This is a genomic window from Streptomyces roseolilacinus (genome assembly GCF_014649335.1).
Classification (GTDB): domain Bacteria; phylum Actinomycetota; class Actinomycetes; order Streptomycetales; family Streptomycetaceae; genus Streptomyces; species Streptomyces roseolilacinus.
In genome coordinates this window covers 326,182-345,681 of record NZ_BMSV01000002.1, presented here as the reverse complement: position 1 = coordinate 345,681, position 19,500 = coordinate 326,182, and the positions used below count along the sequence as shown (strand labels likewise).

Sequence of the window (19,500 nt, the reverse complement as noted above, 5' to 3'; positions counted from 1 at the left end):
CCCTACGTTCGGGCCATGGCTGACGAGGGGTTCAGGGATCCGCGGCTCGCCTCGCTCTACGACCCGCTCGATCCCGACCGGAGCGATCTCGACGCGTACGTCCGCATGGCCGAGGAGTTCGGGGCGCGGCGGGTGCTCGACATCGGGTGCGGGACCGGGGTGTTCGCGCTGCTGCTGGCCGGCCGGGGCGTCGACGTGGTCGGGGTGGACCCCGCCGAGGCCTCCCTCGACGTGGCGCGGGGGAAGGCGGGCAGCGAGCGGGTGCGGTGGGTCCTCGGGGACGCGGGCGCGCTTCCCCCGCTGGAGGTGGACATGGCGACCATGACGGCGAACGTCGCCCAGGAGATCACCGATCCGTGGGACTGGCAGGAGACGCTGCGGGGCGCCCGCGAGGCGCTGCGGCCCGGCGGCCGCCTGGTCTTCGAGACGCGGGACCCGGCCCGGCGCGCCTGGGAGGAGTGGAACCGCGACGCCACGTACGGCGTGGCGGAGGTCCCCGGTGTGGGGGCGGTCGAGAGCTGGATCGACCTGGTCGAGGTGGCCCTGCCGCTGGTGACGTTCCGGGGGACCTGGGTGTTCGCGGCGGACGGGGAGGTGCGGACGTCGGAGTCGACGCTGCGGTTCCGTGAACGGGCGGAGGTCGAGGCGGACCTCGTGGCGCGGGGGTTCGTGGTGGAGGGCGTCCGCGACGCCCCCGACCGGCCGGGCCGGGAGTTCGTCTTCGTCGCCCGGCGCCCCGACGGGCCGGCACCCGGCGCGGCCTGACCGGCCGGTCCGGACCGCCCGTCCCGCCGGCCCGGACCGGGGCGGCGGAGCGGGGACGCCGCGCGGGCGGGACGCGGTGGACGGTGCCGTGCGGCCCGGCGCACCCGGCCGTCGCGCGCCACCCGGGTGCGCCGGGCCCTGGGCGCGTGTGGCACAGTGTGCCGTCCCTTCGCGCCGCTAAGGCCCCGCCTGTACAGGAGTACCACCCCGTGAACGCAAAGCGCCGTCGGCTGCTGCTGGCCGCCATCGAGCCCCTGCTCGAGACCGGGGAGCAGGTCGAGGTGACGGCCATCGTCAATCTGAACCCCGTCTCGGTGCCCCGCACGGCGGCCTTCGCGGTGGCGTCGGCGCTGGTGAGCGGCGGGGCCATGGCGGTGATCCCGGCCAGGGTGCCCATGTACCTGGCGATGACCAGCCACCGCCTGTTCGTCTTCGAGGCCGACCCGGTGTTCGCGCGGCCCAAGGGCCTCGTGACGACGGTCCCGCGCGCCGGCCTGGTGCGGTCCGAGATCAGGGAGCGGGTCCTCAACTCGTCGTTCGTCGTGTCCTCGCCCGACAGCGACCAGGGCATGCGGATCATCTTCCCGCTGATGTGCCGCAGGGAGCGCAACGCGATCGCGGCCGCGCTGCCCCTCGCCGCCGGCTGAACGGTACGGTGCGCCACGCGTTCCGCCGTACGGTCAACCGGTCGTACGGCGGGAGGCGCGGGCCTCGCGGCGGCGCAGCGAGCGGCGCTCGTCCTCGCCGGCGCCACCCCACACCCCGAAGTCCTGCCCGGTGTCCAGGGCCCACCGCAGGCACTGCTCGCGCACGGGGCAGCGGGCGCAGATCCGCTTCGCCTCCTCCGCCTGCATCAGGGCCGGGCCACTGGTGCCCACGGGGAAGAACAGGTCCGGGTCCTCGTCTCGGCAGGCGGCCGCCTGTCGCCAGTCCTCCACGGAAGTCTCCTCAGCTCGTCGGTGAGTACGCGGTCCTCCGGTACGCACGAACCGCGTACCTGATGCGCGTGACCGTCACCACGGCATTGAAACGGTCTCGGGCACTCCGCATGACGAAAGTACGCAAAGAGGCACATGACAGCCAGTTGTGCGGTAGGAGCCGATTCCTCTGGCCAAGGGTTTGAAAGCGCCCGGACGGTAAAGGCGGCGTAAGAGGCAATTACCCGCATACGACGGTAGGAGAGACTCCATGGGCATCATCGCGTGGATCCTCATCGGTCTGCTCGCCGGCATGATCGCCAAGGCTCTGATGCCGGGTCGTGACCCCGGTGGCGTCATCATCACCATGCTCATCGGTATCGCCGGTGGGCTCCTCGGTGGCTGGCTGGGCAAGGTCGTCTTCGGAGTCGACTCCATCGACGGCTTCTTCGACCTCTCCACCTGGGTCGCCGCCATCATCGGCTCGGTGATCCTGCTCGCCCTGTACCGGCTCTTCACCGGCGCCGACCGGCCGCACCGACACGCCTGACCCGCGCGACGGCGGCGGCACCCCACCGGGGTGCCGCCGCCGTCCGCTCCCCCATGTTTGCGTACCCGAGAGGCGGCAACCCGGAGGCGGTCATGGCCAACACACCCGAAACCCTGCGGCTCGCCTGCGAGCAGCTCGCCCAACTGACCGGGCGGGAACCCGAGTCCGTGTCGTCCTTCCGACGCACCGATGACGGATGGCAGTTGACCGTCGAGGTCGTCGAACTGTCCCGCATCCCCGACACGACCAGTCTGATCGCCTCGTACGAGGTGGAGCTCGACGAGGACGGCGGGCTCACCGGATACCGGCGCGTCCGCCGCTACGAGCGCGGCCGCGCCGACGAGAAGAACCGCTGACCCGACCGGCCGCCCGCCACCCCCGTCCGAAGCCCGCCCCCGGAACCCGAGTCCCTTCCCGACCACGGACCGACAACGACATCCGATCGCTGACCCTTCGTCAGAAAGGCGGCAAGACATGACGGTTGACACACGATCCACCCCCGGCGGCTCCGGCGGCAGCAGTGGTCTGTACGACGTCCTGGAGCTCGTCCTCGACCGCGGGCTCGTGATCGACGCGTTCGTGCGCGTCTCGCTCGTCGGCATCGAGATCCTCAAGGTCGACGTACGGGTCGTCGTCGCCAGCGTCGACACGTACCTGCGCTTCGCCGAGGCGTGCAACCGCCTCGACCTGGAGACCGGCCGCAAGGCGCCGGCGCAGCTCACGGACGTCGTCGACGACATGACCGAGTCCGGGGCCCGCGGCAAGACCAGGGGCGCGCTGCAGGGCGCGGCGCAGACGGTGTCCGAGACCCTCGGCCGGTCCTCGTCCCGGCAGCAGAAGAAGGAGGAGCAGGAGAAGTGAGCACGTACGTCTACGGCATCACCCGCAGCTCGCACCCCGCACTCCCGGAGAAGGCGGACGGCGTGGGCGACCCGCCCCGCCCCGTGCGGGTCATCACCCACGGCGGGGTCGCCGCGCTGGTGAGCGACGCTCCCGAGAACCTGCGACCGAAGCGGCGGGACCTGCTCGCTCACCAGAACGTGCTCGGCGAGGCCGGCGAGGCCGGCACCGTCCTGCCGCTGCGCTTCGGCGGGGTCTCCCCCGACGACGACGCCGTGCTGGCCGTCCTGCGGGAGCGGGAGGCGCACTACCTGGAGCGGCTCACGAGCCTCGACGGCAAGGTCGAGTACAACGTGAAGGCGGCCCACGACGAGGAGGCCGTGCTGCACCAGGTCCTCGTCGACAACCCGGATCTGCGGGCGCTGAGCCAGGACCACCGGGCGACGGGCGGCGGCACGTACGAGCAGAAGCTCGCCCTCGGCGAGCGCGTCGCGGCGGCCGTGAAGCACCGGGAGGCGCGCGACGCGGTCCTCGTGCAGGAGGCCCTGGAGGGGGCCGCGGTGGAGTGCCGCCCCGGACCGGAGGGCACCGGCCGGCTGGTGAACCTGTCGTTCCTCGTCGAGCGGGACCACGCCGGCGCGTTCTCGGACGCGGTCGACGCGCTCCGCCGGGAGCACGGGCACCTCGTGCTCCAGGTGAACGGGCCGCTCCCGCCGTACAGCTTCGTGGAGTAGGCCGTGGGCCTGCTCGGCGAGCTGCTCCTGCTGCCCGCCGCACCCCTGCGCGGCACCGCGTGGGTCCTGCGGCGGGTGGTCGAGGAGGCGGAACGGCAGTACTACGACCCGGCCGCGGTCCGCCGTGAACTCGCCCGCCTCACCGAGCGCCTGGAGGCCGGGGAGATCGACGAGGAGACGTTCGACCGACTGGAGGACGAGCTCCTCGACCGACTGGAGAAAGGGGTCGACGGCCCATGACCACACCCGGCCGCCCGCCCGCCCCGTACGCGTCCGACGGCGGGGGCGCGAACCTCGCGGACATCCTGGAACGCGTCCTGGACAAGGGCATCGTCATCGCGGGCGACATCCGCATCAACCTGCTCGACATCGAGCTGCTGACCATCAAGCTGCGGCTCGTCGTCGCCTCGGTGGAACGCGCGCAGGAGATGGGCATCGACTGGTGGCGCCACGACCCGGCGCTCTCCTCGCAGGCCCGCCGCGACACGCTGGCGAACGAGAACGAGGAGCTGCGGCGCCGCCTCGCCGAGCTGGAGGAGCGTACGGCATGAGCACCCCCACCCCGCCGCTGCGGTACGTGTACGCCGTGTGCCGGCCCTTCGACGGCGTCCTCCCGGAGGGCGCCGCCGGGATCACCGGGGAACCGCCCCGCCTGCTCCACCACGGCGACCTGGTCGCCGTGGTGGACGCGGTCCCCGCCGAGGACTTCGACGAGGGGCCGCTGCGCGCCCGGCTGGAGGACCTCGACTGGCTGGCCGCCACCGCCCGCGGCCATGACGCCGTCCTCGCGGCGCTCACCGCGGTCACCTCCCCCCTGCCGCTCCGGCTCGCCACGGTGTGCCGCGACGACAGCGGGGTGCGACGGCTGCTGGACGAGGGGCACGACCGGTTCACCCGGGCCCTGGAACGGCTCGACGGGCGGGTCGAGTGGGGTGTGAAGGTGTACGCGGAACCGGCTTCCGCCCCCCGCCCCACGCCCTCGGAGGCGCCGTCCGGCAAGGTCGGCGGGCGGGACTACCTGCGCCGGCGGCTGCGGGAGCGCAACGGCCGGGAGGAGGGCCGGCGGCGCGCCGAGGAGACGAGCCGCGTCCTGCACGACCGGCTGTCCGCGTACGCGGAGGCGACGGCCGTCCATCCGCCGCAGGACCCGCGGCTCACCGGCGACACGGGCGGGGTCAACGTCCTGAACGCCGCCTACCTCGTCGCCCGCGAGCGGGCCGAGGGCTTCGTCGCCCTGGTGGGCCGGGTGTCCGAGGAGGAGGGCGTACGGGTCGAACTGACCGGGCCGTGGGCGCCGTACTCGTTCGCCGGGATCGCGGAGGAGGAGGCGGCGTGAGCGTGGAGCACCGCAGGATCGCCCTGGTCGACCTGCTGGACCGGCTGCTCGCCGGCGGGGTCGTCATCACCGGCGACCTGACCCTGAGCATCGCCGACGTGGACCTCGTACGCGTCGACCTGAAGGCCCTGGTCAGCTCGGTCAGCGACGAGCTCCCGGCCCCCTGGGGGCAGCCGGTATGAGCGCGCCGCGCCGCCGGGTCGAACTCGACCCCGACACCGTCGAACGGGACCTGGCCCGTCTCGTCCTCACCGTCATCGAGCTGCTGCGGCAGCTGATGGAGCGGCAGGCGCTGCGCCGGGTGGAGGACGGGGAGCTGACGGAGGACCAGGAGGAGCGCATCGGCTTGACGCTGATGCTGCTGGAGGACCGCATGGAGGTCCTGCGGACCCGGTTCGGGCTGGAACCGGAGGACCTGAACATCGACCTGGGGCCGCTCGGTCCGCTGCTGTGAGGCGGCGGGCCGGGCCGGAGCTCCCGGGAGAAGACCGCCCCCGCGCCCGGTGCGCGGGGGCGGAACGTACGAAGGAGACGGCTCATGGATCACTCTCGGGTACCGGTCCTCGAAGCGCTGGAGGAGTTCAGGCGGCGCGGGGACGTCGTGTACGGCCCTCCGGGACACAAGCAGGGACCGGGGGTCGACCCCAGGGTGCTGGAGATCCTCGGGGAGGGGCTGTTCCGGGCCGACGTGCTGTCCCTGAACGGGCTGGACGACCGCCGCGAGTCGCAGGGGGTGCTCGCGCGGGCGCAGGAGCTGATGGCGGACGCGGTGGGGGCGGAGCACGCCTTCTTCTCCACGTGCGGCAGCTCCCTGTCGGTGAAGACCGCGATGCTGGCGGTGGCCGGGCCCGGTGAGAAGCTGCTGATCTCCCGCAACGCCCACAAGTCGGTGATCTCCGCGGTGATCGTCAACGGGGTGGAACCGGTGTGGGTCCACCCGAAGTTCGACGCCGAACGGCACCTGGCGCACCCTCCGGAGCCCGACGACGTGCGCCGGTCCCTGGAGGCCCACCCGGACGCGAAGGGCATGCTGCTGATCACCCCCACCGACTGGGGGTCGTGCGCCGACATCCGCGGCGTCGCCGAGGTGTGCCACGCCTACGACGTGCCGCTCATCGTCGACGAGGCGTGGGGCGCCCACCTGCCGTTCCACCCGGCGCTGCCGGCGTGGGGCATGGACGCGGGCGCCGACCTGGTCGTGACCAGCGTGCACAAGATGGGCGGGGCGGTCGAGCAGAGCTCCGTCTTCCACCTCCAGGGTGACCGGGTGTCACCCGAGGTGCTGCGGCAGCGGGAGGACCTGCTGGGCACGACCAGCTCCTCGTCGCTGGTGTACGCCACGCTCGACGGGTGGCGGCGGCACATGGTGGAGCAGGGCCACGACCTGCTGGAGGAGGCGCTGCGGCGGGCCGGCCGGGTGCGGGAGGCGGTCGCCGGCCTGCCGGGGCTGCGGCTCATGGACGACGCCGTCGTGCGGGAGGGGTTCGCGGCGGGCATCGACCCGCTGAAGATCACCGTCGACGTGCGGGAGCTGGGTGTCAGCGGCATGCAGGCCGCCGAGTGGCTGCGCGCGGAGCGCCACGTCGACATCGGCGCGTCCGACACCTGCCGGATCAGCGCGATCCTCACGCACGCCGACGACGACCGGACCGAGGGCGTGCTGTGCGACGCGCTGCGCGCGCTGGTCGAGGGCGCGGACTCCATCGAGCGGCCGCGGCCGGTGCGGCTCCCGGAGCCGGGCGTACTGGAGCTGGAGCAGGCGGTGCTGCCCCGCACGGCGTTCTTCGGCGAGGCGGAGCACGTGCCGGCGGAGAAGGCCGCGGGCCGGATCGCCGCGGAGATGATCAGCCCCTACCCGCCGGGCGTGCCGGTGGTCGCGCCGGGCGAGGTCATCACCCAGGAGGTGGTGGACTACCTGCGCAGCGGGGCCGCCGCGGGCATGCTGCTGCCCGACGCGGCCGACGGGTCGATGGAGACCTTCCGGGTCCTCGTCCGCTGAAGGAACGTGTGAGGGGCTCCGCCACCGCGGTGGCGGAGCCCCTCACGCGTTCCCGGCGGCGTGCCCCGCGGCGGGGTTCGACGAGGTCCGGGCCCGTGGAGGGGCCCCTTCGTCCGGCCCACGGGGTTCGGCCGCCCCTCCCCCGCGGGGCCCCCGCCCGGGCCGGGGGCGCTACGCCCCCCGGTCGCCACCCGACCGGTCCGTGCCGCCGCCACCGCGGCCGGTGCCACCGGAACGGCCGGTGCGGTCCGGGTGGTCCTCCTCCACTCCGGCGAGCTGTTCGCCGGCCGCCGTGCCCTCGTCGGGGCGGTAGCCCTCGGCGGTGCTCGCCGTACCGGGCACGTCGCGGCGGTGCGCCGTGTCCTCGGCGCCCGAGCCGGCCCCGGGCGCCCCGCGGCTCCGTTCCCGGGCGCGGTCGCGCGATGTCCTGCGGTTCATGCTGCCTCCCACGTCGGCGTACCGGACCGCCCGGGTACCCGCCGGGCCCGGGGCGTACCGCCCGGAGGGGGACGACACACCGGAGCGGGCGGCCGGACGGGTACGGGGCGGCCCCCCTCCCGGCCCACGCTCGGCGCCACGACCCGGCTCCGCGACCTGAAGGCGACCGCCCGCTCGGGTCTCGCGGTGCAGGGGCGGCTGGAGCCCCTCGTCGCGCTGCGCGCGGCCGCCGGACCGGCGCTGGTGGTGCTGGTGGTGCTGGTGAGCGCCGCCGTGGGCGGGCCGGCGACGGCGGCCGGTTCGGCGTTCGGCGCCTTCCAGGCGGCCACGGCCACGTTCCGGCGCAGCCGGCGGCCGCGGCGGACCACGCGCGGCGGCTGCGCCACGACCCGTACGCGTCGTTCGACCCGGTCCCGCTGATGACGGCCCGCAGCGCCGCCGCCGTCACCCCCCGGCAGGCCCGCCACCGGCCCGGTGAACTGCACGGCGCCCGGGCGCCGTGCGGGAGGCGCTGCCGGACGCCCGCGCCGCCCGGGCCGCCTGGCGGGAGGCCGTGGACCGGGCCGCGCACGAGCCGGTGCGGCACCGGGGGCCGTCCGGGCGTCCGCCGACGCGGCGGGGGGGCGGTCGGCCGGTTCACGCGGGCCGCGATGGTGCTGGAGGCGCACCTGCCGGAGGGCTCGGCCGCCCCGTCACCGGACGCCGCGGCGCCGGCGGAGGCGCTGCGCGGGGCGGCCGAGCGGGGGCGCGGCGGACGTGCGGGAGCGGCGCGCGCCGCGCTGGGACGGGCTCCGGGCGGCGCTCGACGCGGCGGAGGCGTCCGCCGGTCCCGTCGTACGGGCGGGCGCGCGCCAGTTGCCGGAGGCGCTGGAGAGCTGTCGGAGGCACTGGACACGCGATGGCCGCCGTACGGACGGAACCTGACGGACACCACGCTCATCCTCCCCGCTGGAGACGGACCGACGGAACGGTGGGGAACGGGCGATGGAGCGGATGCGGGGAGACGGCACGGCGGCGGGCGCCGGACCGGTGGACGGCGGGAACGGCGGCGGGGCGAGCCGGCGGCGGGTGCTCGGAGTGGGGGTCGCCGCCGTGTCGGGGGCGTTCCTGACGGGTGCGGCGGCCGCTCCGCCGAAACCCCTGGGCCTGGGCGGAGCGGCCGCGGCCGGGGCGCGCGGGACGGCGCCGCGCTCCGGGGTCCGCGAGGTGACGCCCCGCACCGGGGCCCGTGCGGGCGCACCGCGCGCCGGGGACTGGGCGGCGCTGGCCCGCGGACTGGAGGGGACGCTGGTGCGGCCGGGCGACCGGGACTACGACGCGGCGCGCACCCTGTTCAACCCGCGGTTCGACGGCGTGCGCCCGGCCGGGGTCGCGTACTGCGCGCGGCCGGAGGACGTCCGCTCCTGCCTGGCGTTCGCCGTCCGCCACGGCGTGCCGGTGGCGGTGCGCAGCGGAGGGCACTCGTACGCGGGCTGGTCGTCGGGGCCGGGACTGGTGGTGGACGTGCAGCGGATGGCGTCCGTGTCGCTGTCCGGCGGCACGGCGCGGATCGGCGCCGGGGCGAAACTCATCGACGTGTACGACCGGTTGACGGCCCGTGGCCGGACCGTGCCGGCGGGGTCCTGCCCCACGGTGGGGGTGGCGGGGCTGGCACTCGGCGGGGGCATCGGCGTGGTCAGCCGGGCGTACGGGCTGACCAGCGACAGCGTGACCGGCGCGCGGATCGTCACCGCGGACGGGCGGATACGCGACGTCGACGCGAAGCACGACCCGGACCTGTTCTGGGCGCTGCGCGGCGGGGGCAACGCCCAGTTCGGGGTGGTGACCGAACTGCGGATGCGGACCCACGCGGCGCCCTCGTGCACGACGTTCTTCCTGAGCTGGCCGTGGGAGCGGGCGGCCGCCGTGGTGCGGGAGTGGCAGCGCTGGGCGCCCACCGCGCCGGACGGCCTGTGGGCGAACCTGCACCTGGCGGCTCCGGTGGGCGGCCGCCCCGGCGCGGTGCGGGTCGGCGGCCTGGCCCTGACGGGCCGCGCGGACCTGGAGAACCGGATCGACCGGCTCGCCGACGCGGTGGGCGCGGCGCCCCGCTCGGCGTCGGTGCGCACCCGCCCGTTCATGGACGCCATGAAGGTGATGGGCGGCGTGTCGGGCCTGACGGTCCCGCAGGCCCACCAGAAGGGCACGCTGCCCGGGCGCGACCCGCGGGGGCGGGTGGCGCGCGAGTCCTACGCGGCCCGCTCGGACTTCTACACGCGGCCCGTCCCGGCCGACGGCGTCCGGGCGCTCGTCGCGCGGGTGGAGCGGCTGGCGCAGCTCACCGGGGGCGGCGCGGGCAGCGTCGCGCTGGACGCCCTGGGCGGTGCGGTCAACCGGGTGCGGCCCGGCGACACCGCGTTCGTCCACCGCGGCGCGCTGTTCCTGGCGCAGTACATCGTCTCCTGGCCGGACCGGGCCGCGGCGGGCACGGTGGCCCGGCACCGGGCCTGGCTGGACGGCACGTACGACGCGATGCGGCCGTGGGCGAGCGGCCAGGCCTACCAGAACTACACGGACCCCGCGCTGCGGGACTGGCGGCGGGCCTACTACGGGGCGAACGCCGGTCGGCTGGCCGCGGTGAAGGCGGCCTACGACCCGGGGCGGCTGTTCCGCCACCCGCACTCCTTCTGAGGGGCCGCGCGTCACCGGTTCGTCCGTCGCGGGCGCGCGGCCGGGGGGCGGGGGTGCCACGCTGAGCCGTGGGGGCCCCGCCCCGCCCGGGCCCACAGCCGCCCGGGCCCGTCCCGCGACAGAAGGAACCACCGTGATCACCACTGACTTCGTCCCCGGTTCCCCGTGCTGGCTGGACCTCGGCGCGCCCGACGTCGGGGCGGCCGCCGGGTTCTACCGGTCCGTCTTCGGCTGGGAGCACCGGTCCATGGGCTCGGAGGCGGGCGACTACGGCGTCTTCCAGCTGGACGGCAGGACGGTCGCCGGGCTCGGGCCGCTCGACGAGGAGGGCGCCCGCTCGGCGTGGATGATCTACTTCTGCACGTCGGACGCCGACGCCACCACCCGGGCCGTGCGCGAGTCGGGCGGCACGGTGCGGGTCCCCCCGATGGACGCCGGGGGCGAGGGCCGGATGGCCCAGTACACCGACCCGCAGGGCGGCCAGTTCGCGGTGTGGGAACCGGGCTCGACCAAGGGCGCCGAAGCGGTGGACGGGCCCGGCTCGCTGTCGTGGACCGAGCTGTACACGACCGACGCGGCCAGTGCCGGGGAGTTCTACCGGAACCTGTTCGGCTGGCGGACGCAGGACACGGACCTTCCCGGGGGCGGCGGCACGTACACGCTGATCACCCCGGCCGGCCTGCCGGAGGAGCGGATGCACGGCGGCATGATGCAACTGCCCGCCGGACAGCTGGAGTCGACGGGCGGCAGGCCGTACTGGCACCCGGTGTTCGGTTCGGCCGACTGCGACGCCACGGCCGCCCGGGTCACGTCGGACGGCGGCGCGGTGCGGATGGGCCCCGAGGACGCGGAGGGCGTCGGACGGCTGGCGGTGTGCGCCGATCCGGCCGGCGCGGAGTTCGTCGTCCTCACGCCGGCACAGAGCTGAGGCCGGGGGCGGGCCGGTGCGACGGGCCGGCCCGCCCCCGGGGCCCGGGACCCCCGGGCCCCGGGGCCCCGGCAGCGCTTGCCGGGGCCGTCCTCCCGTACGAGGGTGAGGGCGATGGACACGCCGCTGCGAACGTTCACCGAGAGCCCGGAGGACCCGTTCTCCCTCCACCGGGCGGCGACGGCCGTCCTCGACGCGCGGGGCACGGTCGTCGGCTGGAGCATGCTCGCCGAGGACCTGCTCGGCTACCGGCCAGAGGACGTCATCGGCCGCCGCGCGCTGGACGTGCTCATCGACGTGGCGGACCGGGCGGCGGCCGTGGAGGTGGTCACGGCGTGCGTCGGGGCGGGCGGCTGGTTCGGGGTGCTGCCGGTGCGGCGGAAGGACGGGCAACCGCTGCGGATGGGGTTTCGCGCGCGGCTCGTCCTGCGGGCCGGACACCGCGAGGAGTGGTTCCTGGTCGGCGCGCCGGCGGACGAGGTGATCCAGTGGGAGACCGACCGCTCGCTGCTCGACGGGATCTTCCGCCGCTGCCCCATCGGGGTCAGCGTGCACGGCCCGGACCTGGGCATCCTGCGGGTCAACCGGGCCATCGCCATGTTCGCGGACGCGCCCGCCGATTCGCTGCGCGGGGCCCGGATGGGCGACTTCCTCGTCACGCCGGACGCGCAGACCGCGGAGCGCGGCCTGCGGTCGGTCCTGGACACCGGCCGCCCCCTGATCTTCACCGAGCAGCCGTGCCGGCTGCTGACCGACCCTCCGGGCCGGGAGCGGTTCGTGGCCGTGTCGGCCTTCCGCATGCAGGACCCGGCCGGGCAGGTGCTGGGGGTCACCCAGTTCGTGGAGGACGTGAGCGACCGGGAGCGGGCCCGTCGGCGGCTCGCCCTGCTGAACGACGCCAGCGAGCGGATCGGCACGACCCTCGACGTCACCCGTACGGCGGAGGAACTGGCGCGGGTGGCGGTGCCCGGTCTCGCCGACTGCGTGGCCGTGGACCTGCTGGAGCCGGTCGTACGGGGCGGGGAGCCCGAACCGGAGGCCTCGGGGCGCCTGTACCGGGCGGCGCTGGGCTGCGTCACCCAGCCGCCCCCGCCGGCCGCGCGCCGCCCCGACGGCCAGGTGGTGTTCGCCCCGGAGCCGGCCCAGGCGCGGTGCCTGCGGGAGCGGCGGCCCGTGCTGGAGACGGACACGGCGGCGCGGGCCGAGGACACCGCGGGGGCGGCGGGGCGGGAGGCGGACGCGCATTCGCTGATGGTGGTGCCGCTGAGCGCCCGCGGGGCCGTGCTGGGCGTGGTGAGCCTGTGGCGGGCGTACCGGCCGGACTCGTTCGAGGAGGACGACCTGACGCTGGCCGCGGAGTTCGCCGCGCGGGCCGCCGTCTCCATCGACAACGCCCGCCGCTACACGCAGCAGCGCACGGCGGCGCTGTCGCTGCAGCGGAGCCTCCTGCCCGTGGACGTGCCGGAGCACCCGGCGGTGGAGGTCGCCCACCGGTACCTGCCGGCGGGCGGCGCCACGGAGGTCGGCGGGGACTGGTTCGACGTGATCCCGCTGTCCGGTTCGCGGGTCGCCCTCGTGGTGGGCGACGTGGTCGGGCACGGCGTGCCGGCGGCGGCGACGATGGGGCGGCTGCGCACGGCCGTGCACACGCTGGCCGGCCTCGACCTGGAACCCGACGAGGTGCTGTCGCAGCTGGACGACCTGGTCGGACGGATCGCCGGGGAGCAGGAGGCGGCGGGCCCGGTGACCGGGGAGCAGATCGTGGGCGCCACCTGCCTGTACGCGGTGTACGACCCGATCTCGCGGCGCTGTTCGCTGGCACGGGCCGGGCACCCGCCGCCGGTGGTGGTCACGCCGGACGGGCGCGCCGTCCTCGCCGAACTGCCCGCCGGCCCGCCGCTGGGCCTGGGCGGCCTGCCGTTCGAGAACGCCGAGTTCGAACTGCCGGAGGGCAGTCTGATCGCGCTCTACACGGACGGGCTCGTCGAGTCGGGCCGGCACGACGTCGAGGAGGGGCTCGGGCTGCTGTACGAGGTGCTGAGCGATCCGGGGGACGACCTGGAGGCCCTGTGCGCGAGGGTGACGCGGACCGTGATGCCCGAGCACCCCACCGACGACGTGGCCGTGCTCCTCGCCCGCACGCGGGTCCTGGCCGACGACAGGGTGATGACGTGGACGCTGCCGGCCGAGCCGACCGCGGCGCAGCGGGCGCGGCGGCTGACGGCGGCGCAGCTGACGCGGTGGGGGCTGGAGGACCTGGTGTTCACCACGGAGCTGATCGTCAGCGAACTGGTGACCAACGCCTACCGGTACGCGTCCGGGCCGGTGCAGCTGCGTCTGATCCGGGACTCCTCGCTGATCTGCGAGGTGTCCGACGGCAGTACGACGGCTCCGCACCTGCGGCGGGCCCGCAGCACCGACGAGGGCGGGCGCGGCCTGTTCCTGGTGGCGCAGCTGACGGAGCGCTGGGGCGCCCGGTACACCCGTGACGGCAAGACGGTCTGGACGGAGCAGCCACTGGGCGGCATGCCCGGCGCCCTGGGTCCGGCCGGGACGGTCGGCGTCCCGGGAGGGTAGCGCCCGCCGGCGGGGCGGCCCGGGGGACGTGGGCCCCGGCGTGGTGGCGCGCCCCCGCGCAACCGCACCGCGGTCACCCCGCCGGCAGGCACCTCCGTCGCCCATGACGGCTTCCGCCGCCGGCCAACCGTGAAGGGGGCCGGGCGGTCCGTCCGCCCGGCCCCCTTCACCGGCGGCACCGGGCGCCTCCCGGGGCGAGCGGGCCGCCGCGGGTCCGCGGCAGGCCGCGCCGGGCACCGGTGGTCCGGCGCGGGGCCGGGGCGCCGCGCCGGACCGGTGGGCCGTCAGGAGGTCCTGCGGCGACGGGTGGTGAGGAAGCAGGCGGCCGTGATGCCCACCGCGGCCACGCTGGCCAGCGTCTGGGGCAGCACGTTGCGCTCCTGGGCCGTCGTGTCACCGCCGTGGCCGTGGTGGCTGACGGTCGACTTGGACAGGCCCGCCTCAATCTGCTTCTCGGTCGGCGCCTTCGGCGCGGACGCGGCACTCACCGAGGAGAACGTGACGTCCGAGCAGCTGTAGAAGGCCTCCGGGCTGTCGGTGCGCTGCCAGACCTTGTACAGCAGGTGCCGGCCGGACCGCTGCGGCAGGTTGCCGTCGAACTCGTACCAGCCGCTCGGCGCCGTCCTCGCGACGTTCGCCACGGCGACCGGGGTCTGGTCGAGGTCGGACCACTTCAGCGGCTTGGTGGGGTCGTATCCCTCCTTGGTGATGTAGACGGTCATGGTGCCGGGGTGCGGGGCGGTGACGCGGTACTTGAAGTGCAGCGCGCCCGAGGAGACGGGCGTGGCCGCCCAGTCGGTGCGGGCCCAGTCGAGCGCCTTGTACTTCTCGCGGTTGGCCGAGCAGAGCTTGCCGTCGGGAATCAGCTGGCGGTGCTGCCCGTTGGCGTTGGCGATGTTGACCTCGTTCCAGTCGTAGAGCGGCTGCGTGCCGCTCGTCGCGACGAGGTCCTTGCACACCTGGGTGTCCGGGTTCTCCGGGCCCTCGGCGTAGCAGGTGGCGACGCGGCTGACCGGGCCGTACATGGTGCCGTGCGCCGTCGCCTGCGTGGGGGTCAGGACGATGAGCAGGGGTGCTGCGGCGACTACCGCCGCTGCTCGGGTGGTCTTTCGCAGTGACACGTGGGGGGTCCCTTCCTCGGTGGGGGACTCAAGTCGGGCGGCTCGCAAGTAGCTTGGCATTGGACTAGACCAAGTTCAAGGGGTGGGGGCGACTTCGCCCCGTGACGCCGCGCCGGCCCCGTCGTTCCCCAGTCGGGCTGGACGTCAGCCCTCCCCGCCCGACCCCAGGAGTGAGACATGAGCATCCGTACCGGCACCCGCCTCCTCACGGTCTGCGCCGGCATCGCCGGCGCGGGGACGGCCGCGGTCCTCCCCGCCGCGGCCGCCGAGGCGCCGCCCACGTCGGTCGACGCGTCGGTGACCTCCGACCTCGACACCGCCGGGACGCTCGGGACCGGGGGCGGGGGGCAGGGCCACCCGGCGGGCCTGCCCGTCGGCGGCGGACTGCCCGGCGAGCTGCTCGGCGGCCTGCCCACCGGCGGGCTGCCGCTGGGCGGCTGACGCCGCTCCCCCACGCCGGCCGCGCCGGGCGACGGCGATCGGCGGGCGGACGCCGGGACAGGCCAGGGGGCGGCGAGGGGGGTGTAGGGGTGGTCCAGGGGTTTCCCTCTTTCCCCGGGTGGGCGCCACGCGTTTCACTTTCGGTCACCCCGCAGGAGAAGCACCTGTTCACTCGCCGTCCGGAAGGGTTTCTCTTGACCGTCATCCCCGCCCGCATGAGCGCCGCCCTGGCGGTCGCCTGCGCCGTCGTCGTCGGCGCGGCCGTGCCGTCCTCCGCGATCAACTCGTACCACGCGACACCGGCCCCCGAGCGCACCGAGGTCGGCGCGCTGGTGGCCACCTGGGACGACGACGGCGACCCCGCGACGGCGGACCGGGTCGACTGGGTGTGCTCCGGCACCATGATCGACGGTGACACGTTCCTCACCGCGGCGCACTGCACCACCGACTGGCCGGAGAACGTGCGGTTCTTCGTCTCCCTCGACCAGGACGTGCGGGCGGCGCTCGACGAGGCGGCCGGGCGCCACCCCGGCGACCCGGCGGCCGTCGCCCGTGACGTGGCCGTCGAGGGCACCGCGCACAACCACCCGGGCTACCCCGGGCCCGCCGCCGACACCCGCGACATCTCGGTGGTCGAACTGCCCGCCGCGCAGGTCGCCGCCCGCTGGTCGTTCACCCCGGCGGCGCTGCCCCGGGAGGGGGCGCTCGGCGCGCTCGGCCCGCGGGGCCTGGAGGACGCGTCGTTCACCGTCGCCGGGTACGGCACGCAGGAGGCGCGGCGCGGGCCGGGCGGCCACACCCACCCGGGCGGCGGCGTGCGGATGAAGGCGCCCGTGTCGTTCAACGCGCTCAACACCGCGTGGGTGCGGCTCGGGATGACCGCGCCGCAGGGCAACGGCGGAGCCTGCTACGGCGACTCGGGCGGGCCGAACTTCGCCCTGCTGGACGGGAAGCGGACGCTGGTGGCGACGACGATCACCGGTGACGGCCCGTGCTACGCGACCAATGTGGCCTACCGCCTGGACGCGCCCGGTGCGCGGGCGTTCCTGGCGCCGTTCGTGACCCTCCCGTAGGGGCGGACGGAACGGATGCGGGGCGCGCCGTGCGTCCCGCGCGTGACGGGGAACCCGGTCTCCGGTTGTGCAAGGGGAGACCCGGGGACCGGGTTCCCGATCACGGAGGACGGACCGCGGTCGAGGGGATCGCGGCGGCCGCCGGTGCCGCCGGACCCCCGCGGTCCCACGGCGAGACCGGCACCGAACACGCCCGTGCCCGCTTCCGTCCGACGGAAGCGGGAGCGGGCCCTCCGGCGGGCGCCGCGGTGAGGAGGGCCGCACGGGCGGCGATGGGTGACCCACCCGTCGCCGTCCCGCGCGGACACCGTGGGCGCCGGTACCCGGCCCCGGTCCCCCTGGTGGGGGGCCGGGGCCGTTCGCACGGACGGCGCGGACGGCACGGCACCCGTCCGGGCGACCCGGGTGGCGGACGGTGCGGGGCCGTGCGGCGCTGGTAGCGGAGTGGAGGCAACCCCGGCGACCCGCTCGGCATCTTCCGGGTGCGGCGGGTACCGGAGGGGCGTCCCGCATCGGCGTGCATGGAGTGGGTCAGCAATGGTGGATGTCTCGGTCGTCGTCCCGTGTTTCGACGAGAGCGAGGTGATCGGCGCCTTCCACGCGGCGGTGGTGGCCGCGCTGGAGCCCACGGGGACCGCCTTCGAGATCTGCTACGTGGACGACGGCAGCCGCGACGGGACCGTGGAGCGGCTGCGGGAGCTGGCCCGCGCCGACGCGCGGGTGCGGTACACGTCCTTCAGCCGGAACTTCGGCAAGGAGTCGGCGATGCTCGCCGGGATGCGGATGTCCCGGGGCGCGGCGGTGGTCCTGATGGACGCCGACCTCCAGCACCCGCCGGAGCTGCTGCCGCGGATGCTGGAGCTGCACCAGCACGGCTACGACCAGGTGGTGGCGCAGCGGGACCGGTCCGGCGAGGGCGCGGTCCGCAAGGCGTTCAGCCGTGCCTACTACCGGCTGGTGCGGCGGTTCATGGAGGTGGAGGTCGTCGACGGGGCCGGCGACTTCAGGCTGCTGTCGCGGCGCGCCGTGGCGGCGGTCCTGTCGCTGCCGGAGAGCAACCGGTTCTCCAAGGGCCTGTTCTCGTGGATCGGCTTCGACACGGTCAGCTTCCGCTACGAGAACGCGGCGCGGGCCGCGGGCGCGTCGAAGTGGGGCGGCAGGCGGCTGCTGAACTACGGCATCGACGGGCTCCTGTCGTTCAACAGCCGCCCGCTGCGGCTGGCCGTGCACAGCGGGCTGTGGCTGTTCCTGTCGGCGCTCGCCTACGCGCTGTGGATCGTGGCGAACGCGCTGCTGGACGGCGTCGACACGCCGGGGTACGCGACGCTGATCACGGCGATCGTCGGGCTGAGCGGGGTGCAGCTGGCGACGCTCGGGGTGATCGGCGAGTACGTGGGGCGGATCTACCACGAGTCGAAGCGGCGCCCCCACTACGTGGTGCGGGAGACCGAGCGGGACGCCTCCGGGGACCCCGCGGCCGACCGCTCCCCCCTCCGGGCGGGCCGGCCCTGACCCGGGGCCGGCCCGCCCGGGGTCCTACGGGGCGCGCCGGCCGTCGGTGACGCGGTCCAGGTGGTAGTAGTCGGCGACGCAGCGCGCCGGCCACTGGTTCTTCCCGCCCCCGCCGAACGGCTCCAGCATGCGGCCGACGGTGTTCGGCGTGTACGGGGCGGTCCTGGCGCCGCTCGCGGCCCGCTCGCGCAGGAACCGGTCCTGCTGGTCCCACCGCTCGGCCCGGACCCTCATGTCACCGCCCAGCCGGTGCAGCGGGGCGGCCAGGCCCAGGACGGTCGCGGCGCACACGGCGGCGGAGACGGCCGCGGCGGCGTACCGGACGGCGGCGGGGCGCCCGGCGCGGCGCAGGGCCCGGCCGAGGAAGGCGCCGGCGGCGACGAGCAGCAGGACGTACAGCAGCAGGTAGTCGTTCCAGGTGCGCTCCGTGGTGAGGACCCGGGTGCCGAACACCGGGTAGGTGATGACGGTGCACAGGTAGCCGGAGACGAGGAACGCCAGCGCGCCGAGGGACAGCAGCCGCAGCGGGCGGTACGGCAGGAGGACGGCGGGCCCGGCGTCCGGGCGGCGGCGGGCCAGGAGGCCCAGCAGGACGCCCGCGGCGACGGCGCCCGCGTACTGCCAGGTGGTGAGGACCGTCTCCAGGATGCGGACGAACAGCTTGAGGGACGTGACGAGGGAGTCCGGGGCGAGCAGGGAGACGGTCTCGGCGTCGTAGCGCTCGCGGCGGTTGCGCGAGCCGGGGGACGTGACCAGCAGGAGCGTGCCGGCGGCGATGCCCGCCGCGCCGGTGAGCGCCCAGACCCGCACGGTGCGGCGGACGCGTGCGGCCAGGACCCACGGGGCGAGGACGACGGCGGCGCCCAGCACGACCAGGGCGACGACCGACGCCTCCTCGGAGAGCGTGCCCAGGAACGCCCCGGCCACGAGGACGGTGGCGAGGGCGGCGACCCGGCCGCGCCGGCCGCGCGCCGCGAGCAGGGGCAGGGCGGCTCCGGCGGCCAGGACCGGGGCGAGGGTGTGGGAGACCGAGGCGGCGGGCCAGTAGAAGGTCTTGTACGTGTTCGGGGTGGCGAACAGGAACACCGCGCTCGTCATGGCGGCCGCCAGGAGCGCCGTGCCGCGCGGCGCCCGCAACCCGGCGCGGCGCAGCAGCAGGGCGGTGAGGGCCCACAGCAGGCCGAGCACGACCACCGCGCTGACGGCGGCGTACCACTGGTGTCCGGCGACCGGGGCCTTCGCGTAGAGGCCGACGAGGAGGCCGTTGGCGAGGCGGCCGTTGTCGGTCGCGTAGAACTGCTCGACGATCCCGGCGACGCCGTGGTCGCGGACCAGCGGCAGGAAGCACCACTCGTCCGCCGAGGGGCGGACGTACCGGCCCAGGCCCGAGGCCGCCGCCAGCAGGGCGAGCGGCAGGGCCGCGAGGGCGAGGACCCCCGCCGTGGCGGCGGTCCGGGCGGGGCGCGGGCCGCCGCCCCGCCGCGTGTCCTCGTCGTCGGGGTCGGTGACGCGGGGCGCGCCGACGGCCATTCTCACCACTGCCTTTCGGGGGGAACACTGATCGACACCGTAGAGGGGTTTTTCCGCGGCGCCGTTCCG

At 75.5% G+C, this 19,500-nt stretch carries 23 protein-coding genes; 19 read left to right on the top strand and 4 right to left on the bottom strand.

Annotated features, from left to right (window positions below; all coding sequences use genetic code 11):
- Window positions 1-15: 15 nt before the first annotated feature.
- Window positions 16-765: a class I SAM-dependent methyltransferase gene (locus tag IE106_RS05755; protein WP_189530478.1), complete on the top strand. Its 750-nt coding sequence runs from the start codon at window positions 16-18 to the stop codon at window positions 763-765.
- A gap of 209 nt (window positions 766-974) precedes the next feature.
- Entirely contained in the window at window positions 975-1,412 is a 438-nt protein-coding gene (locus IE106_RS05750) for a hypothetical protein (protein WP_189530476.1), read from the top strand.
- 33 nt (window positions 1,413-1,445) lie between these two features.
- Here IE106_RS05750 and IE106_RS05745 read toward each other — a convergent pair whose 3' ends face one another.
- Window positions 1,446-1,703: a WhiB family transcriptional regulator gene (locus tag IE106_RS05745; RefSeq protein ID WP_189530474.1), complete on the bottom strand. Its 258-nt coding sequence runs from the start codon at window positions 1,701-1,703 to the stop codon at window positions 1,446-1,448.
- 250 nt (window positions 1,704-1,953) lie between these two features.
- On the opposite strand from IE106_RS05745, the gene IE106_RS05740 reads away from it, so the two are divergent.
- The 10 genes from IE106_RS05740 (at window position 1,954) to IE106_RS05695 (ending at window position 7,141) form a co-directional block, all read left to right on the top strand.
- The gene (locus IE106_RS05740) at window positions 1,954-2,232 is read left to right on the top strand and encodes a GlsB/YeaQ/YmgE family stress response membrane protein (protein WP_189530472.1); all 279 of its coding nucleotides are present in this window, start codon (window positions 1,954-1,956) and stop codon (window positions 2,230-2,232) included.
- Window positions 2,233-2,324: 92 nt separating this feature from the next.
- Window positions 2,325-2,588 carry a gas vesicle protein GvpO gene (locus IE106_RS05735; protein WP_189530470.1) on the top strand — a complete coding sequence of 88 codons (264 nt, stop codon included), beginning with the start codon at window positions 2,325-2,327 and terminating at the stop codon, window positions 2,586-2,588.
- Window positions 2,589-2,706: 118 nt separating this feature from the next.
- The gene (gene gvpJ, locus IE106_RS05730) at window positions 2,707-3,093 is read left to right on the top strand and encodes a gas vesicle protein GvpJ (RefSeq protein ID WP_189530467.1); all 387 of its coding nucleotides are present in this window, start codon (window positions 2,707-2,709) and stop codon (window positions 3,091-3,093) included.
- Entirely contained in the window at window positions 3,090-3,806 is a 717-nt protein-coding gene (locus IE106_RS05725; RefSeq protein ID WP_189530465.1) for a GvpL/GvpF family gas vesicle protein, read from the top strand. The genes gvpJ and IE106_RS05725 overlap by 4 nt, the downstream gene beginning before the upstream one ends.
- 3 nt (window positions 3,807-3,809) lie before the next feature.
- The gene (locus tag IE106_RS05720) at window positions 3,810-4,046 is read left to right on the top strand and encodes a gas vesicle protein GvpG (protein WP_189530463.1); all 237 of its coding nucleotides are present in this window, start codon (window positions 3,810-3,812) and stop codon (window positions 4,044-4,046) included.
- Entirely contained in the window at window positions 4,043-4,357 is a 315-nt protein-coding gene (locus tag IE106_RS05715; RefSeq protein ID WP_189530461.1) for a gas vesicle protein, read from the top strand. The genes IE106_RS05720 and IE106_RS05715 overlap by 4 nt, the downstream gene beginning before the upstream one ends.
- The gene (locus IE106_RS05710; RefSeq protein ID WP_189530459.1) at window positions 4,354-5,142 is read left to right on the top strand and encodes a GvpL/GvpF family gas vesicle protein; all 789 of its coding nucleotides are present in this window, start codon (window positions 4,354-4,356) and stop codon (window positions 5,140-5,142) included. Before IE106_RS05715 ends, IE106_RS05710 begins: the two co-directional genes overlap by 4 nt.
- Window positions 5,139-5,324 (top strand): gas vesicle protein, encoded by a 186-nt coding sequence (locus tag IE106_RS05705; protein WP_189530457.1) that lies wholly within the window; start codon window positions 5,139-5,141, stop codon window positions 5,322-5,324. Before IE106_RS05710 ends, IE106_RS05705 begins: the two co-directional genes overlap by 4 nt.
- Window positions 5,321-5,596, top strand: coding sequence for a gas vesicle protein K (locus IE106_RS05700; RefSeq protein WP_189530455.1), 276 nt, complete (start codon window positions 5,321-5,323; stop codon window positions 5,594-5,596). The genes IE106_RS05705 and IE106_RS05700 overlap by 4 nt, the downstream gene beginning before the upstream one ends.
- A gap of 84 nt (window positions 5,597-5,680) precedes the next feature.
- A complete protein-coding gene (locus tag IE106_RS05695; protein ID WP_189530453.1) occupies window positions 5,681-7,141 on the top strand; it encodes an aminotransferase class I/II-fold pyridoxal phosphate-dependent enzyme in 1,461 nt (486 codons plus the stop codon).
- A gap of 171 nt (window positions 7,142-7,312) precedes the next feature.
- Here the strand turns inward: IE106_RS05695 and IE106_RS05690 are convergent, their stop codons facing one another.
- Window positions 7,313-7,579: a hypothetical protein gene (locus tag IE106_RS05690; protein ID WP_189530451.1), complete on the bottom strand. Its 267-nt coding sequence runs from the start codon at window positions 7,577-7,579 to the stop codon at window positions 7,313-7,315.
- A gap of 186 nt (window positions 7,580-7,765) precedes the next feature.
- Between IE106_RS05690 and IE106_RS05685 the strand changes: the two genes are divergently transcribed.
- The 4 genes from IE106_RS05685 (at window position 7,766) to IE106_RS05670 (ending at window position 13,754) form a co-directional block, all read left to right on the top strand.
- Complete coding sequence (locus IE106_RS05685) at window positions 7,766-7,999, top strand: hypothetical protein (protein ID WP_373295907.1); 234 nt, start codon at window positions 7,766-7,768, stop codon at window positions 7,997-7,999.
- A 564-nt stretch (window positions 8,000-8,563) separates the two neighbouring features.
- A complete protein-coding gene (locus IE106_RS05680) occupies window positions 8,564-10,249 on the top strand; it encodes an FAD-binding oxidoreductase (protein WP_229840073.1) in 1,686 nt (561 codons plus the stop codon).
- A 133-nt stretch (window positions 10,250-10,382) separates the two neighbouring features.
- Window positions 10,383-11,177 (top strand): VOC family protein, encoded by a 795-nt coding sequence (locus IE106_RS05675; protein ID WP_189530449.1) that lies wholly within the window; start codon window positions 10,383-10,385, stop codon window positions 11,175-11,177.
- 114 nt (window positions 11,178-11,291) lie between these two features.
- Window positions 11,292-13,754 carry a SpoIIE family protein phosphatase gene (locus IE106_RS05670; RefSeq protein ID WP_189530447.1) on the top strand — a complete coding sequence of 821 codons (2,463 nt, stop codon included), beginning with the start codon at window positions 11,292-11,294 and terminating at the stop codon, window positions 13,752-13,754.
- A 284-nt stretch (window positions 13,755-14,038) separates the two neighbouring features.
- On the opposite strand, the gene IE106_RS05665 is transcribed toward IE106_RS05670, so the two are convergent.
- A complete protein-coding gene (locus IE106_RS05665; RefSeq protein WP_308427860.1) occupies window positions 14,039-14,875 on the bottom strand; it encodes a lytic polysaccharide monooxygenase auxiliary activity family 9 protein in 837 nt (278 codons plus the stop codon).
- Window positions 14,876-15,052: 177 nt separating this feature from the next.
- Between IE106_RS05665 and IE106_RS30655 the strand changes: the two genes are divergently transcribed.
- The 3 genes from IE106_RS30655 to IE106_RS05650 all read left to right on the top strand — a co-directional run bounded on the left by IE106_RS30655 (window position 15,053) and on the right by IE106_RS05650 (window position 17,901).
- Window positions 15,053-15,316: a hypothetical protein gene (locus IE106_RS30655; protein ID WP_189530443.1), complete on the top strand. Its 264-nt coding sequence runs from the start codon at window positions 15,053-15,055 to the stop codon at window positions 15,314-15,316.
- A 194-nt stretch (window positions 15,317-15,510) separates the two neighbouring features.
- Window positions 15,511-16,389 (top strand): trypsin-like serine protease, encoded by an 879-nt coding sequence (locus tag IE106_RS05655; RefSeq protein ID WP_229840071.1) that lies wholly within the window; start codon window positions 15,511-15,513, stop codon window positions 16,387-16,389.
- A gap of 537 nt (window positions 16,390-16,926) precedes the next feature.
- Window positions 16,927-17,901: a glycosyltransferase family 2 protein gene (locus IE106_RS05650; protein WP_189530441.1), complete on the top strand. Its 975-nt coding sequence runs from the start codon at window positions 16,927-16,929 to the stop codon at window positions 17,899-17,901.
- A 24-nt stretch (window positions 17,902-17,925) separates the two neighbouring features.
- On the opposite strand, the gene IE106_RS05645 is transcribed toward IE106_RS05650, so the two are convergent.
- Entirely contained in the window at window positions 17,926-19,431 is a 1,506-nt protein-coding gene (locus IE106_RS05645; protein WP_229840069.1) for a DUF6056 family protein, read from the bottom strand.
- Between the last annotated feature and the right edge of the window lie 69 nt (window positions 19,432-19,500).